Source organism: Streptomyces shenzhenensis (assembly GCF_003688995.1).
GTDB lineage: Bacteria > Actinomycetota > Actinomycetes > Streptomycetales > Streptomycetaceae > Streptomyces > Streptomyces shenzhenensis_A.
In genome coordinates this window covers 119,481-144,681 of the sequence record NZ_PENI01000014.1, presented here as the reverse complement: position 1 = coordinate 144,681, position 25,201 = coordinate 119,481, and the positions used below count along the sequence as shown (strand labels likewise).

16 protein-coding genes and 5 pseudogenes are annotated in these 25,201 nt (G+C 69.8%); 8 read left to right on the top strand and 13 right to left on the bottom strand.

What is annotated here, in order from left to right; genetic code table 11:
- Nucleotides 1–22: 22 nt before the first annotated feature.
- The 8 genes and pseudogenes from CTZ28_RS49590 to CTZ28_RS22375 form a co-directional block, all read right to left on the bottom strand.
- Nucleotides 23–187, bottom strand: a pseudogene (locus tag CTZ28_RS49590) (helix-turn-helix domain-containing protein); the annotation flags it as partial.
- A gap of 383 nt (nt 188–570) precedes the next feature.
- A complete protein-coding gene (locus CTZ28_RS22405; protein ID WP_121891458.1) occupies nt 571–1,785 on the bottom strand; it encodes a glycerate kinase in 1,215 nt (404 codons plus the stop codon).
- Nucleotides 1,786–1,979: 194 nt separating this feature from the next.
- Nucleotides 1,980–3,761: a glyoxylate carboligase gene (gene gcl, locus CTZ28_RS22400; protein WP_183154521.1), complete on the bottom strand. Its 1,782-nt coding sequence runs from the start codon at nt 3,759–3,761 to the stop codon at nt 1,980–1,982.
- A 1-nt stretch (nt 3,762) separates the two neighbouring features.
- Entirely contained in the window at nt 3,763–4,659 is an 897-nt protein-coding gene (locus tag CTZ28_RS22395) for a 2-hydroxy-3-oxopropionate reductase (protein WP_121891457.1), read from the bottom strand.
- A 52-nt stretch (nt 4,660–4,711) separates the two neighbouring features.
- Nucleotides 4,712–5,533: a hydroxypyruvate isomerase family protein gene (locus tag CTZ28_RS22390; protein WP_121891456.1), complete on the bottom strand. Its 822-nt coding sequence runs from the start codon at nt 5,531–5,533 to the stop codon at nt 4,712–4,714.
- 155 nt (nt 5,534–5,688) lie between these two features.
- Nucleotides 5,689–6,078: an allophanate hydrolase-related protein gene (locus tag CTZ28_RS22385; RefSeq protein WP_121891517.1), complete on the bottom strand. Its 390-nt coding sequence runs from the start codon at nt 6,076–6,078 to the stop codon at nt 5,689–5,691.
- A gap of 106 nt (nt 6,079–6,184) precedes the next feature.
- Nucleotides 6,185–7,637, bottom strand: a pseudogene (aceB, locus tag CTZ28_RS22380) (malate synthase A).
- Complete coding sequence (locus CTZ28_RS22375) at nt 7,630–9,096, bottom strand: NAD-dependent malic enzyme (protein ID WP_121891455.1); 1,467 nt, start codon at nt 9,094–9,096, stop codon at nt 7,630–7,632. Before CTZ28_RS22375 ends, aceB begins: the two are co-directional and overlap by 8 nt.
- 270 nt (nt 9,097–9,366) lie before the next feature.
- On the opposite strand from CTZ28_RS22375, the gene CTZ28_RS22370 reads away from it, so the two are divergent.
- The 6 genes from CTZ28_RS22370 (at nt 9,367) to CTZ28_RS22345 (ending at nt 16,466) form a co-directional block, all read left to right on the top strand.
- Complete coding sequence (locus tag CTZ28_RS22370) at nt 9,367–10,155, top strand: IclR family transcriptional regulator (protein ID WP_121891454.1); 789 nt, start codon at nt 9,367–9,369, stop codon at nt 10,153–10,155.
- Between the two features lie 616 nt (nt 10,156–10,771).
- Complete coding sequence (locus CTZ28_RS22365) at nt 10,772–12,256, top strand: NCS1 family nucleobase:cation symporter-1 (RefSeq protein WP_121891453.1); 1,485 nt, start codon at nt 10,772–10,774, stop codon at nt 12,254–12,256.
- 44 nt (nt 12,257–12,300) lie between these two features.
- Nucleotides 12,301–13,026 (top strand): aspartate/glutamate racemase family protein, encoded by a 726-nt coding sequence (locus CTZ28_RS22360; RefSeq protein ID WP_121891452.1) that lies wholly within the window; start codon nt 12,301–12,303, stop codon nt 13,024–13,026.
- Nucleotides 13,027–13,194: 168 nt separating this feature from the next.
- Complete coding sequence (gene allB, locus CTZ28_RS22355) at nt 13,195–14,535, top strand: allantoinase AllB (RefSeq protein ID WP_121891451.1); 1,341 nt, start codon at nt 13,195–13,197, stop codon at nt 14,533–14,535.
- 51 nt (nt 14,536–14,586) lie between these two features.
- Nucleotides 14,587–15,702, top strand: coding sequence for an allantoicase (gene alc / locus CTZ28_RS22350; protein WP_121891450.1), 1,116 nt, complete (start codon nt 14,587–14,589; stop codon nt 15,700–15,702).
- A 266-nt stretch (nt 15,703–15,968) separates the two neighbouring features.
- Nucleotides 15,969–16,466, top strand: coding sequence for a hypothetical protein (locus tag CTZ28_RS22345; protein WP_121891449.1), 498 nt, complete (start codon nt 15,969–15,971; stop codon nt 16,464–16,466).
- 451 nt (nt 16,467–16,917) lie between these two features.
- On the opposite strand, the pseudogene CTZ28_RS22340 reads toward CTZ28_RS22345, so the two are convergent.
- Nucleotides 16,918–20,069, bottom strand: a pseudogene (locus tag CTZ28_RS22340) (discoidin domain-containing protein).
- Nucleotides 20,070–20,456: 387 nt separating this feature from the next.
- On the opposite strand from CTZ28_RS22340, the gene CTZ28_RS47130 reads away from it, so the two are divergent.
- On the top strand, nt 20,457–20,594 hold the full coding sequence (locus CTZ28_RS47130; protein ID WP_183154520.1) for a hypothetical protein: 138 nt from the start codon (nt 20,457–20,459) through the stop codon (nt 20,592–20,594).
- Between the two features lie 7 nt (nt 20,595–20,601).
- Here CTZ28_RS47130 and CTZ28_RS22330 read toward each other — a convergent pair whose 3' ends face one another.
- The 4 genes and pseudogenes from CTZ28_RS22330 to pspAB form a co-directional block, all read right to left on the bottom strand.
- Nucleotides 20,602–21,348: a helix-turn-helix transcriptional regulator gene (locus tag CTZ28_RS22330; protein ID WP_121891447.1), complete on the bottom strand. Its 747-nt coding sequence runs from the start codon at nt 21,346–21,348 to the stop codon at nt 20,602–20,604.
- Nucleotides 21,349–21,426: 78 nt separating this feature from the next.
- Nucleotides 21,427–21,801: a hypothetical protein gene (locus CTZ28_RS22325; RefSeq protein ID WP_121891446.1), complete on the bottom strand. Its 375-nt coding sequence runs from the start codon at nt 21,799–21,801 to the stop codon at nt 21,427–21,429.
- On the bottom strand, nt 21,798–24,203 hold the full coding sequence (locus CTZ28_RS22320) for a nitric-oxide reductase large subunit (RefSeq protein WP_220795378.1): 2,406 nt from the start codon (nt 24,201–24,203) through the stop codon (nt 21,798–21,800). The genes CTZ28_RS22325 and CTZ28_RS22320 overlap by 4 nt, the downstream gene beginning before the upstream one ends.
- Before the next feature lie 305 nt (nt 24,204–24,508).
- Nucleotides 24,509–24,673: pseudogene (gene pspAB, locus CTZ28_RS49585) on the bottom strand (PspA-associated protein PspAB); the annotation flags it as partial.
- Between the two features lie 166 nt (nt 24,674–24,839).
- Between pspAB and CTZ28_RS22310 the strand changes: the two are divergent.
- Nucleotides 24,840–25,068: pseudogene (locus CTZ28_RS22310) on the top strand (helix-turn-helix transcriptional regulator); the annotation flags it as partial.
- Between the last annotated feature and the right edge of the window lie 133 nt (nt 25,069–25,201).

Here is a 25,201-nt window from a genome sequence, read left to right as displayed (position 1 = left end):
GACGCAGTTCACAGACCGGGGCCTCGGCCTCGCCTGCCACCTGGTGCGGCGAGGTATGCGGGCTGCGGGACCTGGCCACCAACCCGCCCGGTCCACCGGTGTGATATCGCTCGGCCCAGGTATGGATCGACTGCCGCGAGACCCCGAACCGGCGGGCGACCTCGGTGACGGGGACCCCGTCCAGCATCTGGAGCGCTTCGCGGTACCGGTGCTCGGCCATCCACCGGCTCCGATTCGCCTGCTCCTGCCACGTCAGGGTCAACGAGACCGCGACGTCCAGGATGTGCCGAGGCATTCAGACGTCTCATGGGACCGTCAAGCATCAATCCGGTACGGACTGTTCGACAACTCGGGGGACTTCACACTACGGGGAGAACGAAATGGCCGTTGACACTCAGCGAAGGCCGGCACCAGATCGGTGCCTTTGCGTGAGCGGAGCACGAACCGCCCGGCGTCCAGCGACAGCAGGGTCCGCCACCCGTCGTTCACCAGACTTGACCTGGCCGACGCTCTGCCGGCCAGAGCCTGCGGCGGGCTGACTGCCCTGCCCGACCGTGGTGTGCGGTGGCATCACGCATCGGAGGGGAACCTCTCCAGGTCGTCAGCGTGATTGCCCGGGTGCGGGCCGGTGGCCGAGGGTGGGTCGATCAGCCAGTCCGCAGCGATCGCGGCGGTGCGCTGTTCGAGCAGCGCACCGGCGTCGCGGACGCAGCGTGCGGGGTCGGATTCGATGTCGGTGAGGGAGTAGGCGGCCCGGATGCCCGCGCCGCGCAGTTGCTCGACGGACAGCTCGGTGCGGCCGGCGACCGCGACCACCGGGACGCCCTGGGTGCCCGCCGCGCCGGCCACGCCGACGGGTGCCTTGCCGTGCAGGCTCTGCGCGTCCAGCGATCCCTCGCCGGTGATCACCAGCCGGGCTCCGGCCAGCTCCTGGCGGAAGCCGAGCAGATCCATGAGGACCTCGATGCCCGCGCTCGGCTGGACGCCGAGGAAGGCCATGGCAGCGAAGCCCACGCCGCCGGCGGCTCCCGCGCCGGGTCGCCGGGCGTGCTCGTCGCCCACCACCGCGGCGGTGGCCTCGGCCCAGTGAGCCAGGGCCGCGTCCAGCACCTCGACGTCCGCCGCCGTGGCGCCCTTCTGCGGGCCGTACACGGCGGCGGCGCCCAGCGGGCCGAGCAGCGGATTGTCGACGTCACTGGCCATGACGACCTTCACCTGGCGCAGGCGCGGGTCCAGGGAGGTCAGGTCGATGGTGTGCAGCCTGGCCAGAGCCGCCCCGCCGCGCGGCAGTTCGGTCCCGGAGCTGTCGAGCAAGGCCCCTCCGAGGGCCTGCACGAGGCCCGCGCCACCGTCGGTGCAGGCGCTGCCGCCCAGCCCGAGGACGATACGGCTGCACCCGGCGTCCAGAGCGGCCCGGATCAGCTGCCCGGTGCCGTAGCTGGACGCGTTCAGGGCGTCCGGTCTGCCGTCGGGCAGGAGGTGCAGCCCTGACGCCTGCGCCAGCTCTACAACCACCGTACGGTCCTTGACCGCGACCGCGGCCTGCACCGGTTCCCCGGTGGGTCCGGCGGCGGTGACGTCGACGCGGCGGAAGCCGGCGGACAGGGCCGCCCGGAGGGTGCCCTCGCCGCCGTCAGCGATGGGGACGGTGCGGATCGGCAGGGTCGGGATCACTGCGCGCAGGCCCGCCGAGACGTGGTCGGCGACCTCGACGGCGGTCAGCGAGCCCTTGAACTTGTCCGACGCGATGACGACATGGCCACGGGCGGGTGCCGGCTGGATCATCTGCACGATCTCACTTCCGGGAGATACGGCTCCGGGAAGCTGCTCGGAGCGGTGAGAGACGAAGAATGGCGAGGCGAAGAATGACGGGCGAAGAAGAGGGGGAGGTGTCTCCCGGCGGCGCCGGCGCGACCGGATTTGGGTCACGCCGCCGGGAGGAGTTTTTCGATGCTGCGCAACTGAGGGCGCGGGGTCGGTCAGTCGAGTGTGTTGAGCACCGCCGTGGGTGCGTCCGAGGCATGGAGGGCGACCGATTCGAACTCGTTGATCGAGTCGAGGCCGGCGCCGCCCATGGAGACGTTGGTGACGCGCTCCAGGACGACCTCGACGACCACCGGGACGCGGTAATCGGTGATGAGCTTCTTGGCCTGGTCGAACGCGGCACCGAGCTCGTTCGGGTCGAAGACCCGGATCGCCTTGCAGCCCAGCCCCTCGGCGACCTTCACGTGGTCCACGCCGTAGCCGTTGACCTCGGGAGCGTTGACGTTCTCGAAGGACAGCTGGACGTGGTAGTCCATGTCGAAGGCACGCTGCGCCTGGCGGATCAGGCCCAGGTACGCGTTGTTCACGACGACGTGGATGTAGGGGATGTTGAACTGCGCGCCGACAGCCAGTTCCTCAACCATGAACTGGAAGTCGTAGTCGCCGGAGAGCGCGACGACCTGGCCCTCGGGGTCGGCCGTGGCGACACCGAGTGCGGCCGGCAGGGTCCAGCCCAGCGGGCCGGCCTGTCCGGCGTTGATCCAGTTGCGCGGTCCGTAGACGTGCAGCAGCTGCGCGGCCTGGATCTGTGACAGACCGATGGTCGTGACGTAGCGGGTGTCACGGCCGAAGGCCTTGTTCATCTCCTGGTAGACCCGCTGCGGCTTCACCGGCACGTTGTCGAAGTCGGTCTTGCGCAGCAGCCGGCCCTTGCGCTCCTGGCAGCTGGACGCCCACCGGGAACGGTCCTTGAGCGCCCCGGCCTCCTTGCGTTCCTTCGCGACCTGCACGAAGAGCTCCAGGGCGGCCTTGGCGTCCGAGGCGATGCCCAAGTCCGGCGCGAACACGCGGCCGAGCTGGGTCGGCTCGATGTCGACGTGGACGAAGGTGCGGCCCTCGGTGTACTTGTCGATCGCGCCGGTGTGGCGGTTGGCCCAGCGGTTGCCGATACCCAGGACGAAGTCCGACTCCAGCAGCGTCGCGTTGCCGTAGCGGTGCGAGGTCTGCAGACCGACCATGCCGGCCATCAGCTCGTGGTCGTCCGGGATCGTGCCCCAGCCCATGAGAGTGGGGACGACCGGCACGCCGGTCAGCTCGGCGAACTCGACCAGCAGATCGGAGGCGTCCGCGTTGATGACACCGCCGCCGGAGATGATCAGAGGCTTCTCGGCGGCCTGGAGTATGTCCAGGGCCTTCTCGATCTGCGCCCGGGTCGCGGTCGGCTTGTAGACCGGTAGCGGCTCGTAGGTGTCGATGTCGAACTCGATCTCGGTCATCTGGACGTCAATCGGCAGGTCGATGAGCACCGGGCCGGGACGGCCGGAACGCATCAGGTGGAAGGCCTGCTGGAAGACACCGGGGACCTGAGCGGCCTCGAGGACGGTGGTCGCCGCCTTCGCCAGCGGCTTGGCGATCGAGGCGATGTCGACGGCCTGGAAGTCCTCCTTGTGCAGCTTGGACACCGGCGCCTGGCCGGTGATGCACAGAATCGGGATCGAGTCCGCGGCGGCCGAGTACAGGCCGGTGATCATGTCGGTGCCGGCCGGGCCGCTGGTGCCGATGCAGACGCCGATGTTGCCGGCCTTGGCACGGGTGTAGCCCTCCGCCATGTGCGAAGCACCCTCGACATGCCGGGCCAGGACGTGGGTCAGCCCGCCGTTGGTCCGCATCGCGGCGTAGAACGGGTTGATCGCCGCGCCGGGCAGCCCGAACATATGGGTGACACCCTCACGCTTGAGGATCTCCACCGCGGCCTGGGCCGCTGTCATACGTGCCATGTCAGTTCACCTCTCGTCCGGCGAGGCGCTCGACACCTCGGAGCAACGCGGAGTGGTCGAGCGGGCCGTCGCCGTTGGCGCGGGCCGAGGCGACGAGCTGGGCGGCCAGCGAACCGATCGGCAGCGGTGCCTCGACGGCGCGGGCGGCGGCGGTCACGATGCCCATGTCCTTGTGGTGCAGGTCGATCCGGAAGCCCGGAGCGAACTCGCGGTTGACCATGTTGGCCTTCTTGCGGTTCAGCACGGTCGAACCGGCCAGGCCCCCCGCGAGGACGTCCAGGGCGGCCGGCAGGTCGACGCCCGCGTTCTCCAGGAAGACCACGGCCTCGGCCACGACCTGGATGTTCACCGCGACGATGAGCTGGTTGGCGGCCTTCACGGTCTGGCCGGCGCCGGTCGGACCGACGTGGATGACGGTGGTGCCCATGGCGTCGAGAACCGGCTTGGCGTCGGCGAAGTCGTCCGCCGCGCCGCCGACCATGATGGACAGGACAGCCTCGATCGCGCCGGCCTCGCCACCGGAGACGGGGGCGTCCAAGGTCCGCACGCCCTTCTCCTTGGCGGCGGTGGCGACCTTGATGGAGGTCTGCGGGGTGATGCTGCTCATGTCGATGACGAGCGTGCCCGGCTGCACGTTCTCCAGGACACCGCCCTCGCCGAGGATGACCTCCTCGACCTGCGGGTCGGCGGGGACCATCGTGATGACGACCTCGGCGTCGGCGACGGCCTCGGCGACGCTGCCCGCGCCCTTGCCGCCGGCGGCGACGAGCTTGTCGATGGCGGGCCGGCTGCGGTTGTAACCGGTGACGGTGTGGCCGGCCTTGACGAGGTTGGCGGCCATCGGGCTGCCCATGATGCCGAGGCCGATGAAGGCGATCTTCCGGGGGGTGGTACTCAAGGCTTCTCCTTGGTCGATTTTCTGCGTGCGGACCGGATCTTCAAGGGGCCGTTCAGCCGGCGCGGCGCTCCCGGGGAAGCCAGTCGAAACTGTCGGCCGAGGCGACGGTCGGCTTGTACTCCAGGCCCACCCAGCCGCGGTAGCCGGCGGCTTCCAGCCGGGCGAGTTGGCCCTCCAGGTCGATCTGCCCGGAGCCCGGCTCGCCGCGTCCCGGCGCGTCCGCGATCTGTACGTGGCCGATGCGGGCGGCGTGAGCCGTGATCACGGCGTCGACGTCGTCGCCGTTGACGGTCAGGTGGAACAGGTCGGCGAGGAAGCCGACGTTGTCCACGCCGCTCTCACCCTCGACCCGGTCGATGACGGCGATCGAGTCCGCCGCGGTGAGCAGCGGGTAGGCCGGAGCGCCGCTGACCGACTCGACCAGGACGGTGGCGCCGGTCCGCTGCGCGGCCCTGGCCGCGAGGGCCAGGTTCTCCGCGGCGAGGTCATCCTGCGCTTCGGGGTCGACGCCCTCCACCCGGTTGCCGTACAGCGCGTTGAAGGCCTTGCAGCCGAGCTGCTCGCCGATCCCGAGGGTGACGTCGATGTTGTCACGGAACTCGGCGGACCGGGCGGGCCACGACACCAGGCCGCGGTCGCCGCCGGCCATGTCGCCGGCGAAGAAGTTGAGCCCTATGAGCTGGACGCCCGCGTTACGCACGGAATCGACGAACGCGTCGATGTCCCGGTCGGACGGCACAGCCTCAGCGAACGGCCACCAGAACTCGACCGCGTCGAACCCGGCGGCCTTCGCCGCGGCCGGACGCTCCAGCAGCGGGAGTTCGGTGAAGAGGATGGACAGGTTGACCTCATACCGAAGCTGATGCATCTTCATTTCCACATCCTGGAAGAAGTGTTTTGCTGCATGGAATATCTATCTGCGGGTCCGGGCTGCCGTCAAGAGATTCCATGCGCGAAATATCCCTGGTAAGCCCAAAGATGCCGCTGGGGCGCCGGCGTGGATCGCCGTCAGCTACTGCGAACCCTGGATCAGGCCTCGCGGCCGAGGGCCTTCAGGTAGGCGCGCCACCCGCCGAACTCGGTGATCTCTTTGTGGAGTTCCCGCTCCAGCTCGCCTTGGCGAAGGATCATCGAGAAGCAGGCAGAGCCGTCCTCGAGCTTGATGATGCCGAACTCCAGCTCGGCCGGCTCGGTAGGCAGCAACTCGTCACGCAACACCTCCATGGGTACGTCGTAGACCTCGCCCTCGATGGCCGTGTCGACGGAGGCGTCCGGGAGCAGACCCGGGCAGGTCTCGCGGATGGAGAAGAAGCGGTAGCCGGGAGCCGTACGGGTCCTCTGCACCAGCGGGGCGCCGCGGAGGTGGTGGTGGAACGGGCCACCCTGCATCGCCTGGCCGTTCAGGAACATGTGTGCCATGGGGACCTTCTCTCTGAGGTGCGCTGAGACGACAGAGTCGTCGTCGGGCCGGGGGAGGTCGGACATGAGCGGGGCGCGGTGGCCGGTCGGTCGCGCGAGCGGCCGGTCAGTCCAGCAGGGCATAGCCGGGCACGGTGAGGAAGTCGGCGAAGTCGCTGTCGAGGGCGACCTGTTCGAACAGCGCACCGGCCTGCTGCCAGCGGCCGGCGTCGTACGCGGAGTCGCCCAATGCCGACCGCGCCGTGGCCGCGCAGCCACGCCTCGATGTACCGCAGGCCGACCGCGATGGCGCTGTGCAGGCCGCGCTCGGTGCAGGCGCCCTCGGTGCCGGCGACGTCGAGCAACTGCTCGGCGGTGATCACGACGCTCTCGACGGGCCGGCCCTTCTGGTTCGGCCCGTCGCCGAGAACGGCGTCGAAGGCGGCCCGGCAGACCGGCACCAGGTCGGGGTGGGCCACCCAGGAGCCGTCAAAGCCGTCACCGGCCTCGCGGTTCTTGTCCGCCGCGACCTTGGCCAGCGCCGCCTCATTGCCCGCAGGGTCGCGACGCGAGGGGATGAACGCGGCCATGCCGGCGATGGCGTGGGCGCCGCGCCGGTGGCAGGTCCGCACCAGCAGGCGGGTGTAGGCGCGCATGAGCGGCGACGTCATGGTGATGGTGTCGCGGTCGGGCAGGATGAAGCGCTCACCGGCGTCGCGGAAGTTCTTGATGGCGCTGAAGAGGTAGTCCCAGCGGCCGGCGTTGAGGCCCGCGGCGTGCTCGCGCAGCTCGTACAGAATCTCCTCCATTTCGAAGACCGCGGTGATGGTCTCGATCAGGACCGTGGCGCGGACGGTGCCGCGCTCGATGTCCAGTGCCTCCTGGGCGTGCACGAACACCTCGTTCCACAGCCGCGCTTCGAGGTGGCTCTCGGTCTTCGGCAGGTAGAAGTACGGGCCGCTGTTCGGATCCTGCGCTCCCCGGGCGATCAGCCGCCGCGCGTTGTGGAAGAAGTACAGGCCGAAGTCGAACAGGGCGCCGGCGAAGGGCTTGCCGTCGACGAGCAGGTGGCGCTCCTCCAAGTGCCAGCCGCGTGGGCGGACCACGACAGTGGGGAGCTCCGCGTCCGGCCGCAGGCGGTACTCCTTGCCCTCGGGCGAGGTGAAGTCGATCCGGCGCTCGAAGGCGTCGATCAGGTTCGCCTGGCCCTGGACGAGGTTCGACCAGGTCGGAGCGGTGGCGTCCTCGAAGTCCGCCAGCCAGACCTGCGCGCCTGAGTTGAGGGCGTTGACGGTCATCTTGCGGTCGGTGGGACCGGTGATCTCCACCCGGCGGTCGAGCAGGGCGGCAGGCGGCTCGGCAACCTTCCACTCGGCCGCGCGGATCTCCGCGGTCTCGGGGAGGAAGTCCAGCCGGCCGGTGCGGGAGATCTCCTCGCGCCGCGCGGTGCGCGCCGCCAGCAGTTCCTCGCGCCACGCGCCGAAGCGGCGCTGCAGACCAGCCACGAAGTCCAGCGCCTGCGGCGTCAGGATTCGCTCGGACTCCTCGACATGGGCTCCGGTCACCTCGATGTCAGGCATTGTTTCCCCCTGAGAGCCCGGCGCGGTCCTGGTCCCGGTCATTCGCGGTGGTGTGCGCGGCGGCGGCCTCACGGACGGCTGCGGCGACGGCCGGGGCGACCGAGGCGTCGAAGACGCTCGGGACGATGTAGCCGGCCGACAGCTGCCGCGGGGGCACGGCGGCGGCGATGGCACGGGCCGCGGCGGTCATCATCTCGCCGGTGATGTCCGAGACGCCCGCGTCGAGCAGTCCGCGGAAGAAGCCGGGGAAGGCCAGCACGTTGTTGATCTGGTTGGGGTAGTCGGACCGCCCGGTGGCGACCACCGCGGCGTGCCGTCCGGCGGCGACCGGGTCTACCTCCGGGTCCGGGTTGGCCAGGGCGAACACGATCGCGCCCTCGTCCATCGCCGCGATGTTTTCCTCCGTGAGGAGGTTCGGCGCGGAGACTCCGATGAACACGTCGGCGCCGCCCAGCGCCTCCTTGAGCGTGCCACGGCGCCCGGAGCAGTTGGTGTTGTCGGCGATCCACCGCCGGAAGTCGTCCATGCCCTCCTGCTCGGGGTTGAGGACGCCGTGCCGGTCGCAGCCGATGATCTCCCCGACGCCCTGCCTGTGCAGCAGCCGGATGATCGCGTGGCCGGCCGCGCCGACACCGGAGACCACGATCGTGATGTCCTCGATGCGCTTGCCCACCACGCGAAGGGCGTTGGTGAGGGCGGCCAGGACCACGATGGCGGTGCCGTGCTGGTCGTCGTGGAAGACCGGGATGTCCAGGGCCTCGCGCAGCCGGGCCTCGATCTCGAAGCACCGCGGCGCGGAGATGTCCTCCAGGTTGATCCCGCCGTACACCGGCGCCAGGGCCCTGACGACGGAGACGATCTCGTCGGTGTCCTGGGTGTCCAGGCAGACCGGCCAGGCGTCGACGTCCGCGAACTGCTTGAACAGCGCGGCCTTGCCCTCCATGACAGGGAGCGCGGCCTCGGGGCCGATGTTGCCCAGTCCGAGCACGGCCGAGCCGTCCGTGACCACGGCGACGGTGTTCCGCTTGATCGTCAGGCGGCGGGCGTCGGCCGGGTTCTCGGCGATCGCCGTGCAGACCCGCGCCACGCCGGGGGTGTACGCGCGGGAGAGGTCGTCGCGGTGCTTGAGCTGGACCTTCGGCGTCACCTCCAGCTTCCCGCCGAGGTGGACCAGGAACGTCCGATCGCTGACCTTGAGGACGGTGACTCCGGGGACGGCGGCCACGACCTTGCCGATCTGCTCCGCGTGGTCCGCGTCGCGGGCATCGCAGGTGGCATCGACGACCAGGCGGGCGGCCCGATGCTCGGCGACGTCGAGCGCGGTGAGCGCCCCGCCCGCCTCCCCGATGGCCGCGGCGATCGCCGAGGTCACCGCGGTGTCCGCGGGACCCTCGACACGCATGGTGATCGAGTAGCCAGGAGTCGGGGGTGTCGTCTTATGGCCAACCTTAATTTCCATATGGTGGAGCCTAGCTTCCGCATTGCAGAAGTCAAGGGCGCCGAGAGTCTCCGGATGCAAGCCGCCCGGCCGTTAGCCACCCGGGAACGTGCGCACTTCCGCCATGCGAAAGCCCGTGGTCCCATGCCCCCGACGGCCCGGCGGATGTCGGACGACTTCGGGGGCGGTCCCGCATGCCGGGTGCTGGACCCATCGCCCCCGACGAACTTCGCCGGCAAGAGCCGGCCGAAGTCCCCACGGCGGCCCAAAGTGGGGAAGTATGCTTTCGCTATGCGAAAAACCCAGAGCCCCGAGGAGTCATCTCCGGCGCGGCTTGGCGGCGTCCAGTCCATCGTGCGCACCTTCGAACTGCTCGAGGCGCTGGCCGACCAGGGCGGCTCGGCCAGCCTGTCCCGGCTGGCCGAGACGTCAGGCCTGCCGCTGCCCACCATCCACCGGCTGGTCCGGACCCTGGTCAGCCTCGGCTACGTACGCCAGGAGGCGTCTAGGGAGTACGTGCTCGCCCCGCGGCTGATCCGGCTCGGCGAGAGCGCCGGCCGCATGCTGTCCACCTGGGCCATGCCCCACCTGGCGAAACTCGTCGACCTCCTCGGCGAGACCGCCAACCTCGCCATGCTCGACGGCGATCAGATCGTCTACGTCGCGCAGTCGCCCGGCCGGCACTCGATGCGCATGTTCACCGAGGTCGGCCGCCGGGTCTCGCCGCACTGCACGGCCGTCGGAAAGGCGCTGCTCGCCGACCTCTCCGAGGCCGATGTCCGGGCGCTGCTGCGGCGTACCGGTATGGCGGAGCACACCGAGCACACCATCACCGACCCGCAGACCTTCCAGGACCAGCTGACCTGGGTCCGCGAGCACGGCTACGCCACCGACGACGGCGAGCAGGAGATCGGCGTCCGCTGTGTGGCCGTGAAGATCCCCGACGTGCCGTCGAGGATCGCCTTCTCCATCTCCGGCCCCGCGCCGCGGATGACCCAAGACCTGATCGACCGGGCCGTGCCGCTGCTGGCCGACGCCGCCGAGAGCCTGTCCGCCGAGCTGAGCTCGGGACGGCCCTGAGGTGAGGGTGCTGCCCGCCTGCGCCTGACCAGCCGGCGGGCAGCACGTGGTCGAACCGGATCGGGTGCAGATCTTTCGCGCGAGAGCGCCTTCAGCGTCAGGCCGTGAGGTTACCGGTGGCGCCGACGAGGTCGATGGTGGCGCCGGCGATCACGTGCGCGGCCTGGAGGGCCGCAAGGGCGTGCGGCGTCCCCCGTCCCATGCGGTCATGGCGCTGGTGAACGCCTGCATCAGCCCGCCGCAGGGCGTCACCCGCGAATCGCTGGTCGCGTTCGACGCGACATTCTTGCCAGAGCCCTGCCGACTGTGCCGTTGTCCGTGCCGCATCCGATCACGAGGGCCGGTCTCGAAGGCGGAGGACTCGCGCTCGTCTGACGGCGGCAGGGTGCATTCCCTTCTGTGATGTGGCCGCACGTTACCGGCCAGGGCGGTGGCCCACCCGGGCTTGACGTGGGGCGTTCCAGTCGATTAGCAACGGTTTGTCCGTGTCCCGGTTTAATTTCGTCTGGACTCTTGACGGTGCTCTTGGCGAAAACTACGTTCTGCATGCCGGAAGTGCTCTTCCGGAATGCAGAAAACATCCAACGCGCCCTTCCCCCTGCCCCGGGAGCCCCGTATGCCTCCTGTTGTGGATGACCGATCGACCGTGGAAAGCAATGGCACCGCCAGCTCCGGTCTCTACACGTACGATCTAGCCCCGACCAAGAAGGAAGGGCGCCGCTGGGGCGCCTACAACGTCTTCACGCTCTGGGCCAATGATGTGCACAGCCTCGGAAACTATGCGTTCGCGATCGGTCTCTTCGCGCTCGGCCTGAACGTATGGGGCATTCTGGCGGCCTTCGCGCTCGCATCTCTGCTGCTCTTCCTGCTGCTGACCCTGTCGGGGTTCATGGGGCACAAGACGGGCGTCCCCTTTCCCGTCATGAGCCGCATCGCGTTCGGCATCAAAGGCGCGCAGATACCGGCGGGTGTCCGCGGCGCCGTAGCGATCGCCTGGTTCGGCATCCAGACCTACCTCGCCTCCTCCGTCCTGAGCGCGCTGTTGCTGGCGCTGTTCCCCGGTCTGCAGGGCCTGCAGGGCCACTCCGTGCTCGGTCAGTCGGTGCTCGGCTGGATCACCTTCATGATCCTGTGGCTCCTTCAGGTCCTCATCGTGAGCTACGGCATGCAGATGATCCGGCGCTACATGGCCTTCGCCGCGCCCACGACCCTCATCGCCATGAGCGCGCTGGCCGCATGGATGTTCTTCCGGGCGGGCGGATCGATCTCCCTGTCCAACGGCCACCCGCTCACCGGCGGCGCGATGTGGCTGCACATCCTGCAGGGCGCCGCGCTGTGGGTCGTGATCTACGGAACCTTCGTGCTGAATTTCTGTGACTTCACCCGGTCGGCCAGGAGCCGCGGTTCCATCATCCGCGGCAACATCGTCGGCATCCCGGTGAACATGCTCTTCTTCGCCGTCATCGTGATCGTCCTCAGCGGCGCGCAGTTCAAGCTCGACGGCCAGATCATCACCAGCCCCACGGACATCGTCAGGACCATCCCGAACATGATCCTGCTGGCCGCGGCGTCGCTCGCCCTCATCGCGCTGACGATCGCGGTTAACCTGCTGGCGAACTTCGTCGCGCCGATCTACGCGCTGGTCAACCTCTTCCCGCGGCGGCTGAACTTCCGCCGGGCCGGCCTGGTGAGCGCGGTCATCGGACTGGTGATCCTGCCGTGGAACCTCTACAACAGCCCGATCGCGGTGGAGTACTTCCTCGGTGGGCTCGGTGCCCTGCTCGGGCCGCTCTTCGGCGTGATCATGGCGGACTACTGGCTGCTGCGCAGGGCCCGGGTGAACGTGCCCGACCTCTACACCGAGGACGCGCAGGGCGAATACCACTACCGCCGTGGCTACAACCCGCGGGCCGTCTGGGCCGTCGTACCCTCCGCGGCGATCGCCGTCGTCATCGCCCTGGTACCGGCCTTCCACGCTGTCGCCGGTTTCTCCTGGTTCATCGGCGCCATCCTCGGCGCCGGGCTGTACGCCGTCATCGCGGACCGCAACGTCCTGATCCGGGACGTGGACGGCGAGGCCATCGCGGTCGCCGCCGAGTGAACCGGTCAGCAGAGCTCACCAGAATCCGTCCAGAAAGCCGATCCATGCGCATCCTCGTCGTGAACGTCAACACCACGCAGTCCATCACCGACTCGATCGGTGAGCAGGCGGCCGGTGCAGCGTCACCCGGTACCGAGATCGTCCCGCTGACCCCCTCCTTCGGAGCGGAGTCCGTGGAGGGCAACTACGAGAGCTACGTCGCCGCCGTCGCCGTGATGGAGGCCGTCCGCGCCCACACCGAGCCGTTCGACGCCGTGATCCAGGCCGGATACGGCGAGCACGGACGGGAAGGCCTGCAGGAACTGCTCGACGTGCCCGTCGTCGACATCACCGAGGCCGCCGCGAGCACCGCCCAATTCCTCGGCCGCTCCTACTCCGTCGTCACCAGCCTCGACCGCACGGTCCCGCTCATCGAGGAGCGTCTCCACGTCGCCGGCCTGAGCGCCCGGTGCGCCTCCGTGCGCGCCAGCGGGCTCGCCGTACTCGATCTGGAACGGGACGAGAAGGCCGCCGTCGACGCGATCGTCGAACAGGCCGCCCGCGCGGTGGAGGACGACCGGGCGGAGGTGATCTGCCTGGGCTGCGGAGGCATGTCAGGCCTCACGGAACGCGTTGCCGAACGCACCGGGGTCCCCGTCGTCGACGGTGTGAGTGCCGCCGTGACGATCGCCGAGTCCCTCGTCCGGCTCGGGCTGTCCACCTCGAAGGTGCGCACATACGCACCGCCGCGGCCCAAGCGCATGGTCAACTGGCCTCCGCAGACGCGTTGATGCAGGTGGGGGAGCGAGGCCGGGTCCGGCCGCTGTGATGAGGCCCGGCTGGCCGTGAAGGTACGGACTCGCAGAATCAGGCAGTGACGACGTCGTTCCGCTCTTCGAAAATCCAGACGTTGGTGAAGGGCGACCGTCAACAGAGAACCAGCACAAGAGGGGGGTCCGTTGCCCGACGTACAGCTCATACTGCGCTCAACGCGCGTCATCACCCCCGAGGGCACGCGCCCCGCGTCCGTCACCGTGGCCGACGGCCGGATCGTGGACGTGCTCCCGCACGACGCCGAGGTGCCGGCCGGAGCCCGGCTGGAGGACTTCGGCGACGACGTCCTGCTGCCCGGACTCGTCGACACCCATGTGCACGTCAACGACCCGGGCCGCACCGAGTGGGAGGGCTTCTGGACCGCGACGCGCGCAGCGGCGGCCGGCGGCATCACCACCCTCGTCGACATGCCCCTCAACTCCCTCCCGCCGACCACGACCGTCGACCACCTCCGTACGAAGCGGGAGGTCGCCGTAACCAGGGCACATGTTGACGTGGGCTTCTGGGGCGGCGCGCTCCCTGACAACGTCAAGGACCTGCGGCCGCTGCACGAAGCCGGGGTCTTCGGCTTCAAGGCGTTCCTGTCGCCGTCGGGCGTGGACGAGTTCCCGGCACTCGACAGGGAGCAACTGGACCGGTCGATGAGGGAGATCGCCGGTTTCGGCGGACTGCTGATCGTCCATGCCGAGGACCCGCACCACCTGGCCTCCGCTCCGCAGCAGGGCGGCCCGAAGTACGCCGACTTCCTCGCCTCGCGCCCGCGTGGCGCCGAAGTCACGGCCATCACGACCCTGATCGAACAGGCGAGGCGGCATGGCGCCCGTGTGCATGTGCTCCATCTGTCGTCGAGCGACGCGCTGCCGCTGATCGCCGGGGCCAGACGGGAGGGCGTGGCCATCACGGTGGAGACCTGTCCGCACTACCTGACGCTGACGGCCGAGGAAGTCCCGGACGGCGCCAGCGAGTTCAAGTGCTGCCCGCCCATCCGCGAGGCCGCCAACCAGGATGTGCTCTGGCAGGCGCTGGCCGACGGCACGATCGACTGTGTGGTCACCGACCACTCCCCGTCCACGGCCGACCTCAAGACCGACGACTTCGCCACCGCCTGGGGCGGCATCTCCGGTCTCCAGCTCAGCCTGTCGGCGGTATGGACCGAGGCGCGGAAGCGGGGCCACGATCTGCAGGACGTGGTCCGCTGGATGTCGACAGGTACGGCACGGCTGGTGGGCCTGGACGCACGCAAGGGCGCCATCGCGGCGGGCCGGGACGCCGACTTCGCCGTGCTCGCCCCCGACGAGACGTTCACCGTCACCCCCGCGGCCCTCCAACACCGCAACCGTGTCACGGCGTATGCCGGCAGGACCCTGTACGGCGTGGTCAGATCCACCTGGCTGCGTGGCGAACGCGTCTTCGCGGCAGGCGAGTTCACCGAACCGAAGGGCCAACTCCTCACCCGGCCCTCCTGATGCCCGTTCCGCACCTCCAGCGGTCCACACCGAAAGGCAGACCTGATCACAGTGACGGCGATTCCGACTTTCACCGGCGACGCGAACCCCTATGGAGGCGGCGACCCGTACGCGGACTACCGCACCGCTGACTTCCCCTTCACCCACCTCGCCGACCTCGCCGACCGCCGGCTCGGCGCCGGAGTCATCGCCGCCAACGACGAGTTCTTCGCCCAGCGGGAGAACCTGCTGCTGCCCGGGCGCGCCGAGTTCGACCCCGAGCGCTTTGGGCACAAGGGCAAGATCATGGACGGCTGGGAGACACGTAGGCGCCGCGGTGCCTCGGCGGACCACCCGTGGCCGACGGCCGAGGACCACGACTGGGCGCTGGTCCGGCTCGGCGCCCCGGGCGTCGTGCGGGGCGTCGTGGTCGACACCGCTCACTTCCGCGGCAACTACCCCCAGGCCGTGTCGGTCGAGGGCGTGTCCTTCCCCGGCAACCCGTCCTCGGAGGAACTCCTCGCGGACGACGTGAAGTGGACCACTCTCGTCCCCCGCACTCCGGTCGGCGGCCACGCGGCCAACGGCTTCGCCGTGTCCGTCGAGCAGCACTTCACGCACCTGCGTGTGAACCAGCACCCCGACGGAGGCATCGCGCGCCTCAGGGTCCACGGCGAGGTCGTCCCGGACCCCGCGTGGCTCGCCGCGCTCGGCACCTTCGATGTGGTCGCCCTGGAGAACGGCGGACAGGTCGAGGACGCCTCCGACCGCTTCTACTCACCCGCCACCCACACCATCCAGCCGGGCCGCTCCCGCCAGATGGACGACGGCTGGGAGACACGCCGCCGCCGCGACCAGGGCCATGACTGGATCCGCTACCGGCTCGCCGCCCAGTCCGAGATCCGTGCGATCGAGATCGACACGGCGTATCTGAAGGGGAACGCCGCGGGGTGGGCTTCGGTGTCGGTACGCAACGGCGAGAACGGGGAATGGGCCGAGGCCCTGCCGCGCACCCGTCTCCAGCCCGATACCAACCACCGCTTTGTCCTCGGTACGGCGGCCGTCGCCACGCACGCCCGCATCGACATCTACCCCGACGGCGGCGTCTCGCGGCTGCGGCTGCACGGTTCCCTGACGGAGAAGGGCACGGCGCGCCTGGCGGAGCGGTACCGGACGCTCGGCGGGTGAGCCCCGGAGACTTCGCAAGCTCGTCGCTCGGGAAGGCCCGTGGCCCGTACCAGCGAGGTGGACCTCGAGTACTACGACGACTTCTCGAACATGTGGCACACCGCAGGGACCGCACGTCAGTCCAGTTGCGTGCCACCGCTGCGGCAACCTGTGAGAACCGCCCCGTTCTGTACGTGCTTTGCGCGTAGTGGGAAGTTGGAGGGCCTGGTGGTCGTCGGACTGGTTTTCGGCCCCAGGCCTTCCACTTGCCGCTGAGAGGATCGACCGTGACCTCGGACCACGACATGCTGTGGTGTCGCTGCGCGCTTCTGGGCCGTGTCCTGCTGCCGCTGGTGGACGAGGAGCCATGGCGGCAGGCTCGTCGCCACGAGACCCTGGGGGCCCGGGGCATCGACGTGGCGACGGGCGAGCGAATGATTGAGGTCTTCGCGGCCCTGGCCGCCCACGCCGTCGCGGTCGACGCTTCCTTGTCCGCCGCAGAATTCGACGCTCTGTCTCTCAACGTCGTGGCCGACGCGGCGACCGGCAAGCACGACTACGAACTGCTCGCCGGGCTCCCGGACACTTTCGCCGACGACCATGACGGACAGGCCGTCAACGTCTTCCGCCTGTACACCTACAAGGGTGGGCAGTACAGCCACCAGCTATTCCTGCTGGGCAGGGAACTGCGCTATGCGCTGAACGTCCTCGCCGAACGCTCACCGACACCGTCCCTCACGTGCGGGGACGTGTTCCGCCGGGCGGACGAGGCCGGCCTGCCGTAGTGATCACGGATGGACTGAGGGAGGGGGCGGCCGCTTTCTTCGGCCCCTCCCCACAGTCCCGCGCGGGCAGGAGGCCCCGAGCCGCCGCAGCAACTTTCAGTCCCCATGCGCCATGCCGGGCTTCGCATCGGCCGCGGCGGACGTCGACACCGGGTCCGGCTTCCGCGAGACCGCCGCAGGGAAGTAGTCGGCGTCCGGCGGGCACCGCGCGGGCCCCTTGACCACGCAGGTCACAGCGACTGTGCGGCTTCTTCACCCCGCCCAGGGCCTTGACCAGGCCGTCCACGCTGCGGGTGGGCACCCCGTGCACGTCCGCCGCGACCGCCGCCGCTGTGGGCCGACGCCGGACGTCGCGCGTTGCACGCCTGGGTGGGAACGACGGCCACGGCGAAGTGTCGTGGCCGTCGTCGCCCGCCCGGCCGGCCCGGCGGCATCAGCATCGGGACAGGACTCAGACAGGGAGTACGGAAAGCGAGACCACACGTGCGTCGTTGCGGGCCCGGCCCCTGATCCGTAGGGCCACGTAGCGGGCGGTGCCCTGCGTGGTGAGTGTCGCGACACGGCCCCTGGTACGGAAGGTTCCGACCGGCTCGTACGACAGGCCGTCGGTGCTGAACTCGGCCTCCGCCGACGGCACACGCCCCCCTGTCCAGCTGATCCGGATCTCGCCGATCGCCGTCGGTGCTCCGAGGTCGACCACCATGCGGCCGTCGGCCCCAGGAGTCCAGGAGGTGTGCGGGTCACCGTCGACCGCCGCCGCCGGGTCGGACATGCCGGCCGGGAGCGGCGCCGTCGGGAAGGTGACGCGACCGAGTGCGATGTCGGTGAGTGGATAGGCGGTGGTACCGAGCACGGTGACGTTCTCGGTACGCCCGCGGCGCACGCTGACGTGCGTCGCACGCCCGCCACGCCCGCCCAGCGGGATGACCACCAGTCGGCAGGAGGGCCCTGTCAGCCGGAGCGTGGCCGCGTCCACGACCTCGGCGCGCAGTCCGGCCGGAACGCGCCCGCCGCCATCGGGTCGCAGGACGAAGCGGGCGGGTGCCACCTCCGCCCGGGCGGCGGGGAGTTCGGCGCGGTAGTCGGTGCCGTCGGCCGTCAGCGTCTGTATGCCCGCGTACAGCCGTACCGAACGGGTGTCCTGCGGTACGGACACCGTGGTGGTCACGGCAGCGGCCGACAGATTGAACAGGCTGAGGTGACCTCCCGCGGTGCTCGCGCGTACACTGGGATGCTCCGACCTGGGCGCCTCGCGCCCCGCGGCAGCCTTCACCTCGGACGGGTCGCCGTCGGCGTAACCCTCGACGAGGACGGCCTCGGCCGGACCGTCGGAGAGGATCAGCGTGTCACCGTAGACGGCAAGCGGGTTCTTCCCACCGCGCACGACGAGGCCCGCCCGCCCGTCCACCGAGACCCAGCCGCCGGTGCTGGTGAGGTCGGCGTGCGGATAGCGCTCCAGGTCGGTCCAGGTCTTTCCGTCCACCGAGCCCTGGAGCGCGTACGCCCGGCCGGCGGCGGCCTCCCAGCGCAGAGTGACACGGTCGAACTCCCGCTCCTGCCCGAGATCGACGGTGATCCAGCTGTCCGCCCGCGGGCGGTCGGCGACGGAGACGGCCCAGCGCGTCGCGAGGTCGCCGTCGACGGCCAGGGCCGCGCCCTTGCCGGCGTCGGAGGACGAAGCGGTCGCGGTCGCACCGCGCGCGAGGTCCGCCCCCTCGGCGCCGTCGCGCACCTCGATCGCGTACAGGGAGTATCCGTACTTCGGGTCCGGGGTGATCCCGCGCATCCGCAACTGCCGGTAGGAAGCCCTGGTGAAGGTGATGTCGTCCGTGCGCCCGCCGCCGGGCGCCGGGGCGCCGCCGTCCTTGGCCGCGACGGTGGTTGCCCCCTCGGCGGCGGTGTACGTACGGCCGCCGTCGAGGCCCTTGATTCCCGGCATGGTGAGGTTGTGCACTTCGAGGTGGCCCTCGCCGGCCGAGGTGCCGCTCGTCGCGTAGACGACGTCCCCGGAGGGAAGAGTGGTGAACCCCGCGAAGCCCGTGGGCAGTGTGAAGAGCGTTGCACTGCCGTCGAAGCCGTCACGGAGCTCGCTGTACGTGGTGACGGAACGGGCGGCCGGTGTGGCGTTGGTCGCGGGAAGGAACATGGGTGTGTTCCCACTGAGGGTGAACAGCCAGTCGTCGTGGGCGGGTTGCCAGGCGAACTTGACGTAGCCGGGCTTGCTGACGGCCGCGGCCCAGGCTGCCGGCGACTGGTGCGCGACGAGGCCGGGTCCCGAGCCGAAGTCCCGTACACCACTGGCCCGTTCGAACAACTCCCGCTCCGTGAGCGGGCGTACCTCCTTGCCCTGCGCGGCCCGCCACTCGTGCAGCAGATAGCTGATGGCGATTTCGGCGCGGGCCTCCGGCTCGTACTTGGGCTCCCCGGAGAACTTGGTCAGACGGTTGACCGGCGCGTACGCCTGGTAGGCCGCCAGGCGCTCGGCCAGCGCGGCCTCGGCGCGGGCGGCGGCCCGGTCTCCCAGCACCTGGGCGAGGAACGCGAGAGGGATGACGTCGCGTCCGTAGAGGTGCTCACGGTCGTTGACCATCGGCATCAGCGGCTCACCAGAGTCGCTCATCACCATGAGGAGGGTGTCCCACAGGAGCCCGGCGTTCGGCTGCGCGGTCAGGACCTCGGGCAGCGGCCGGCCGGCGGTGACGAAGTGCGCGGCGGTGCGCCCGGATGTTCGCCACAGTTCGGACTGGTAGTGGGGGCCGAACGAGCCGTGGTTCTCGACGATGAAGGTGTCGTAGAGGTTCTGCGCGGTGTTGTCGCTGATGGGAACACCGTCGACCAGCGCCGGATTGGCGCGGTCCGCGGCAGGCAGCCCGGCCTCGTTGCGGCTCCAGCGGCCGAAGGCGTCCCTCCACTGCGGATACTGCACGTTGTCGGGCGCCCAGGCGAGTCCGGGGGCCAGCGCCTGCGCGTAGACACCCATCTCCTCCAGCTTCGTGTCGCCCACGAAGCCGCCGTTGAGGCCGCGCGGTGTCCAGTCTCCCGAGGCGGGGTCGTCACCCGTGCCGAGACCGGCGGTGAACTCGGCCTGCGCCCGCGCGATCGTGTCCACGTTCTCGCGCGTCGCGCTGTCGAGCCGATCCCAGAGAAGGCGCGCGGCAAGGACGAAGTAGAGCTGGAAGGTGGTGTCGAAGAAGAGGGTGCGGCCCCATTCGGTGCCTCCGGTGAGGCGGTTCGAGGAGGCGAAGTGCTTGATGGTGGCGAGGGTACGGGCGAGCAGGGTCTTCTGACGCCGGCCCGTTCGGCGTCGTACGTACCGCGGGTGAGCAGCAGAGCGTTCCCGAGGACGACGGCGAAGCCGAAACTCTTGGCGGTGTAGTGTCCCTTGGAGGCGTCCCACTGGGTCTCGGACCAGTGGGTGTGGGTGAGCAGGGCCCGGTAGTAGACGTCGGCGATGTGATCGGGAGCGGCCGGGCGATGAGCACCCGGCGCCTCGTCGGCCGCGGCCGACGAGGCGCCGAGCGACGTCGACGCCGCCAACGCCACGGTCAGGCCGGACAGTTGGGCGAACCGGCGTCTGCTCAGCGCGGGCAGGTGGTGGTTCACGGGAATACGCCTCCTGGAGCTAAGACAACGTTGTCAGAGTCCGGTTCATTCTTTGTTCGCAAAGTCCGAACCGTCAACCCCCGGGAGCCCCCGCTCGCGCTCGGCTCCAACTCGTGTCCAAGTCAATGGCAGACGGTGTCGCGGGCGAGGATGTCGGCGGCGTCCGGGCTGATGGCCGTGCCGTCGTGCTGCCAGCGGATGCAGCCGGTGCGCAAGCGGCGGATCTCGTCGCTGTGTTGGCCGCTGAACAGTCAGGTCAGCGCCACGGCCCGGGAAAGCTCCAGTGGACAGCGCGGACCGGTGCTGGTTGTGGGCAGGTCCTCGGAGGCGAGGTTGACGTCGGCCCACAGCAGCTTGGCCCACACCGCGTCGGGGATAACGCGGGGGTTGGGACCCCAACAGTGCGCGGATGCTGCGGGGCGTCTCCGGAGCGCGCCGGACTTCGACCCGGAACAGGCCGAGCAGGTGCTCGACGGGCTGATCGCCCGCATTGCCGAGGAGACCGGCTCGGGGCCGCAGTCCTGACAGGAGCTCAGGCCCCCTCGGTGCGCCGCAGGGTGGCCACGCACAGGTGTGGGGTGACGAAGGGCTCCAGGTTCTCCGCGGTCAGTGGGGCCCGCAGCGCCTCCACCGTGCCCTGCATCAGGCCGAGATGGATCGCGCAGACGATGTCGGGGCGGCGCTGGGCCACCTCGCGGAACGGGCAGTGGTGCAGACGCAGCCGCCGGTCGGTGGTCCGGGCCGGGGCGTCACCGGCTGGATCGCCCGTGCCCGCCTCGGGTTCCCGCTCCTGCTCTGCTTCCGTGACGAAGCCCATGCCCTCCAGGGTCGCCACCAGCCGGCGCTCCCCCTCCTCGGCACCGACGCGCTCGGTGGGCGCGGGAGGGTCGGTCAGGTACGAGCCCCAGGAGCGGCCGGCCAGGGTCGCCGCGGCCACCGGGTCCTCCACCGAGGAGGACACGACACCGAGCAGGATGTCGGACAGCAGCCGGAAGCTGCGGGAACCGTCCGGCCCGTCCGGGGCGACGGCCGAGTAGACGATCTTCGGCCGCCCCGGCTCCCCGCGTGGCGCGCTGTCACGGACCGCCAGGCCGTCGGCGACCAGCGCGTCCAGATGGAAGCGGGCGGTGTTGAGATGGACCCCGACACGCTCGGCGGTCTCGGCCACACCCAGCGGGCGGCCGTCCTCCTCGCGCAGCAGTTGCAGGACGGCGGCGCGCCTTCCCCGCTGCACCGGAGCGCCGGTACCCGCGTCGGTGAGCTGTCGTCGTGGAGTCATGGAGAAATGATACGACCATGAGGGTTAGAAACAAGAAGTCTCATTTCTAACCCTCACGGCAGGACGGTGGCGCGTCGGTCACTCCGGTGGCGAGACCTTGGCGTGCCGCAGCCTGCGGCCCAGCAGGGCGAGGAGCGCGCCGTGCGGCAGGGCCACCGCCACGAGCAGCGCGAGTTCCGCCGGGGAGTGGTGACGGAGCGCCTCCCCGCTCGCCAGGACGACTGCGACCACGGACACGAACAGCGACACGGCCCGGTGGAAGCGGTGCACCTCCGAGTGCGGCCACGCGTCGCGGCTGACCGGTTCGGGGGTCTGTCCGGCCGCCCGGTGGTAGCCGGTGAAGACGCGTGACTCCCAGGCGCCGGTGCTCTGACGGCCGTACAGGTCAAGGCCGGTCGCGACCAGCAGGAGCACCCCCAGGTATCCGGCGGTGAGCAGAGTCTCCCCGCTCACGGGGCCACCGCCTCTGCGGCGGGCGGTTCGGGGGAGCCCCCGCCGTCCCCGTCCGGATCGTCGTCCTCCGTGCTGCCGTCGGCCCCGGCCGGGGCGGGTCCCACCGCGGTGAACAGCAGGCTCACCCCGGCGTCCGCCGGCTGCCTGGTCCGGCCGGCCCGGTGACGTACGCCCAGCCAGGTCAGCCACAGCAGCGGCAGTACGCCTCCGACCAGGAACACCACGTCTCCGGGCAGGCGCAACCACTCCAGGAAGACATTGGTGTCCCCTTGCAGATAGCCGAGGCTGCGGGCGTCCGCGTAGCCGCTCTCGACCACCTTGTACAGCTGAAGGGCGCCACCGGGCAGCAGCGTGGCGAACGACATCCACGCCAGGCCGAGGTTGAGCGACCAGAACGCCATCCGGGGCCAGCGGTCCGACCACCGGTCCTCGGGGATGAGGTAGCGCAGCGCGAACACCGCGAAGCCGACAGCCAGCATGCCGTACACGCCCATCATCGCGGCGTGCGCGTGGTTCGCCGTCAGGCCCGTGCCCATCTCGTAGTACGACACGATGGGCAGGTTCACCAGGAAGCCGAACACACCGGCTCCCAGGAAGTTCCAGAAGCCGACCGCGGCCAGGAACATCACGGCCCAGCGGTGTGGGAACGGTGTGCTCGACGCGCTGTGCCGGCGGGCGCCGATCTGCAGGAAGCTCCACGCCTCGACGGTGAGGAAGAGCAGGGGCACCACCTCGAGGGCGGAGAACGTCGCGCCCAGTGCCAGGTGTTCGGCGGGTTCACCCGAGAAGTACAGGTGGTGCATGGTGCCGATCACGCCGCCCGCGCCGTACAGCACGATGTCGAGGAAGATCACGGACAGTGCCACCCGCTCACGGACGACACCCAGCAGCACGAACAGGTAGGCGACTGTCGCGGTGGTGAAGAGCTCCATGAAGTCCTCGACCCACAGGTGCACCACGATGAAGCGCCAGAAGTCGGCCGCGGTGAACTGCGTTTCGGGAGTGGCCAGCAGGCCGACGGCGTAGAACGCGGGCAGCGCGAGCGCGGCCAGGAAGAACAGCCACGGCATGTTGGCGACGCTCTCCCGGCGCAGTCTGCGGCGCAGTCCGCGGAAGAGGATCACGACCCAGATCACCATGCCGGCGGTCAGCAGGATCTGCCACAGCCGGCCGAGGTCCAGATACTCCCAGCCCTGGTTGCCCAGCATGCTCCATAGGGAGCCGAGCCAGCCGCGCTGTCCGGCCAGTTCGCCCAGCAGGCTGCCGACGACCACGACGACCAGCGCGCCGAGCAGGATCCTGCTGAGCAGGGCTTGCTTGCGGGGCTCCCAGCCGCGGGCGATCAGCGGGGTGATGAAGATGCCGATGGCCAGGAACGAGGTGACCACCCAGAAGATCGCCAGCTGGGTGTGCCAGGTGCGGACCAGGTTGTACGGCAGCCAGCGGTCGAGCGGGATACCGAAGAAACTGCTGAGGTCGGCCCGGTAGTGCTGGGCGGCCGAGCCGAGCAGCGCCTGGACCAGGAACAGTCCGGCCATCGCGAAGAAGAACCACGCCGTGGCGTGTTGTGCCGGGGTGAGCCGGACGCTGTCGGGCGCGTGGAAGCGCAGTTCCCGGTGGTCGCGCCGGTGCCAGCCGAGGAAGTTCCAGCGGCCGAAGGCGGCGAAGAGCGCGCCGGTGCCCGCCAGCAGGAAGATCAGCGACAGCACGCTCCAGGTCACGGTGTGACCGGTCGGCTTGTTGCCGACCAGGGGCTCCGACGGCCAGTTGTTGGTGTACGAGTAGTCGTGGCCTGGGCGTTCGGCCGCAGCGGTCCACGCCGTCCAGCCGAAGTAGGCCGTGACGTCGTGGATCTCGCCCCGATCGGTGATCGCGTCCGGCCTGAGGCCCTGCTTTCCGTCGGGACGGCCGAGCAGGTCGGCGTAGTGCTTCGTCAGCTCGGTGAAGGCGGCGGCCTGGGCGTCGCTCCACACCAGGGTGCCGGTCGCCTTGTCGTAGCGGTTGGTCCGGTACTCCCCGACGGTCCGCTCGGCGGCGTTCGCGGAGCCGGCACCGCCGTACTGCTTGCGCACCATCGAGGCGCTGCGGTGCAGGTAGTCGGCCGTGAAGTCCGGTCCCAGATAGGCGCCGTGGCCGTAGATCGAGCCGTACTGCATCAGGCCGGCGCGCAGGAACACCTTCTGGCCGTCGCGGACGTCGTCACCGGTGAAGATGACCTGGCCGGAGGCGGTGACGGTGCGTTCCGGTATCGGCGGCTGGGCCTGGTAGGTCCGTATCGCCAGCAGCCCGAGAACGAAGAATCCGCCGAGCGTGACGAGGACCGCCGCCTGGACCCATCCCCGGGCGATCATCCGTGGCCGCTTGTCTTCCACCGGGCTGCCGCCTGCCCGTGATCTTCCCATCTGCTGTGCCCTCCTTGAGATCCGGCACCCGCCGACGCGGGTGGTCGCGTCCTGCAGGGAGAGTAATACCAATGAGAATTGTATTTAACAGGGGGTCTTGTCTAAACTGGCCGACAGACGGCCATCGCAACACCACCGGACGACCGGCGTGACGGGAGAGAGGAGAGCCTCTGAAGGGACGCACGAAGACTGGAAGGCTTCCCTCGCCACGGGAGGCCTCGGTGCGGAAAATGGCGGAGCACCCCCGGCGCGATACGGGGGTGCTCCCTCAGTCGGCCAGGCCGGGCGCGTCCCGGAGCGGGAACCAGTGCGTTGTGACGCCGGTACCGACCGGGCTGCACGCACAGCGGACAGAACGTGCCGCGCTTGGAGAGGTACACGAGCGCCAGGCGGCGCTCGACCTCACCCCGGAACCCCGCCGTTGAGCACAGCAGTTGCGGTCCGAAGCCGTTGGCCTCCATCGCGGAGTTGAATCCGCAGCGAGTTCAGTGGAGAGCCCGACACGGAACCTACATACGCCCTCTGAGGGTCGGCATGAGGGGCGAGGTGTTCGGCGTCGACCTGGCCGTGGCGCTGCGCGCCGCAATGGAAGCGGCGGGCAAGAACGGTGGCAGCGGTCGTACGGCAAAGCCGAAGCCGCGTAAGACACTCAGCCTGCGGATCACTCAGTACATCCGGGCACACCTGGCTGACCGCGATCTGCCGGCGGCACGGATCGCCGACGCACAAGGCATCTCCGTACGTCATCTCCACGCTGTGCTGTCCGGGTCCGGCATCAGCCTGGGAGCCTGGATCCGTGCGCACCGCTTGGCGGAATGCAGGCGAGAGGTGGCCGGCCCGAACGGCCGGCTGCGGACCATCAAACTCATGCCCGACGGAGCCGTCTTCGACCGGGCGACAAGAAGTTCGGCCTCCAGGAGCAGGGCCACGAGTATGCAGAAGCACAGGTCATCGCGGTCGGAGCGCCGGTGCCGTGGGCTGGCAGCATAGGTTCGCCA

Bases quoted from the DNA above. Each gene is read 5' to 3' on its own strand.
- CTZ28_RS22405 (WP_121891458.1), bottom strand. From the start codon at position 1,785: ATGATCCAGCCGGCACCCGCCCGTGGCCATGTCGTCATCGCGTCGGAC.
- gcl (WP_183154521.1), bottom strand. From the start codon at position 3,761: ATGGCACGTATGACAGCGGCCCAGGCCGCGGTGGAGATCCTCAAGCGT.
- CTZ28_RS22390 (WP_121891456.1), bottom strand. From the start codon at position 5,533: ATGAAGATGCATCAGCTTCGGTATGAGGTCAACCTGTCCATCCTCTTC.
- CTZ28_RS22385 (WP_121891517.1), bottom strand. From the start codon at position 6,078: ATGGCACACATGTTCCTGAACGGCCAGGCGATGCAGGGTGGCCCGTTC.
- CTZ28_RS22375 (WP_121891455.1), bottom strand. From the start codon at position 9,096: ATGGAAATTAAGGTTGGCCATAAGACGACACCCCCGACTCCTGGCTAC.
- CTZ28_RS22370 (WP_121891454.1), top strand. From the start codon at position 9,367: ATGCGAAAAACCCAGAGCCCCGAGGAGTCATCTCCGGCGCGGCTTGGC.
- CTZ28_RS22365 (WP_121891453.1), top strand. From the start codon at position 10,772: ATGCCTCCTGTTGTGGATGACCGATCGACCGTGGAAAGCAATGGCACC.
- CTZ28_RS22360 (WP_121891452.1), top strand. From the start codon at position 12,301: ATGCGCATCCTCGTCGTGAACGTCAACACCACGCAGTCCATCACCGAC.
- CTZ28_RS22330 (WP_121891447.1), bottom strand. From the start codon at position 21,348: ATGACTCCACGACGACAGCTCACCGACGCGGGTACCGGCGCTCCGGTG.
- CTZ28_RS22320 (WP_220795378.1), bottom strand. From the start codon at position 24,203: ATGGGAAGATCACGGGCAGGCGGCAGCCCGGTGGAAGACAAGCGGCCA.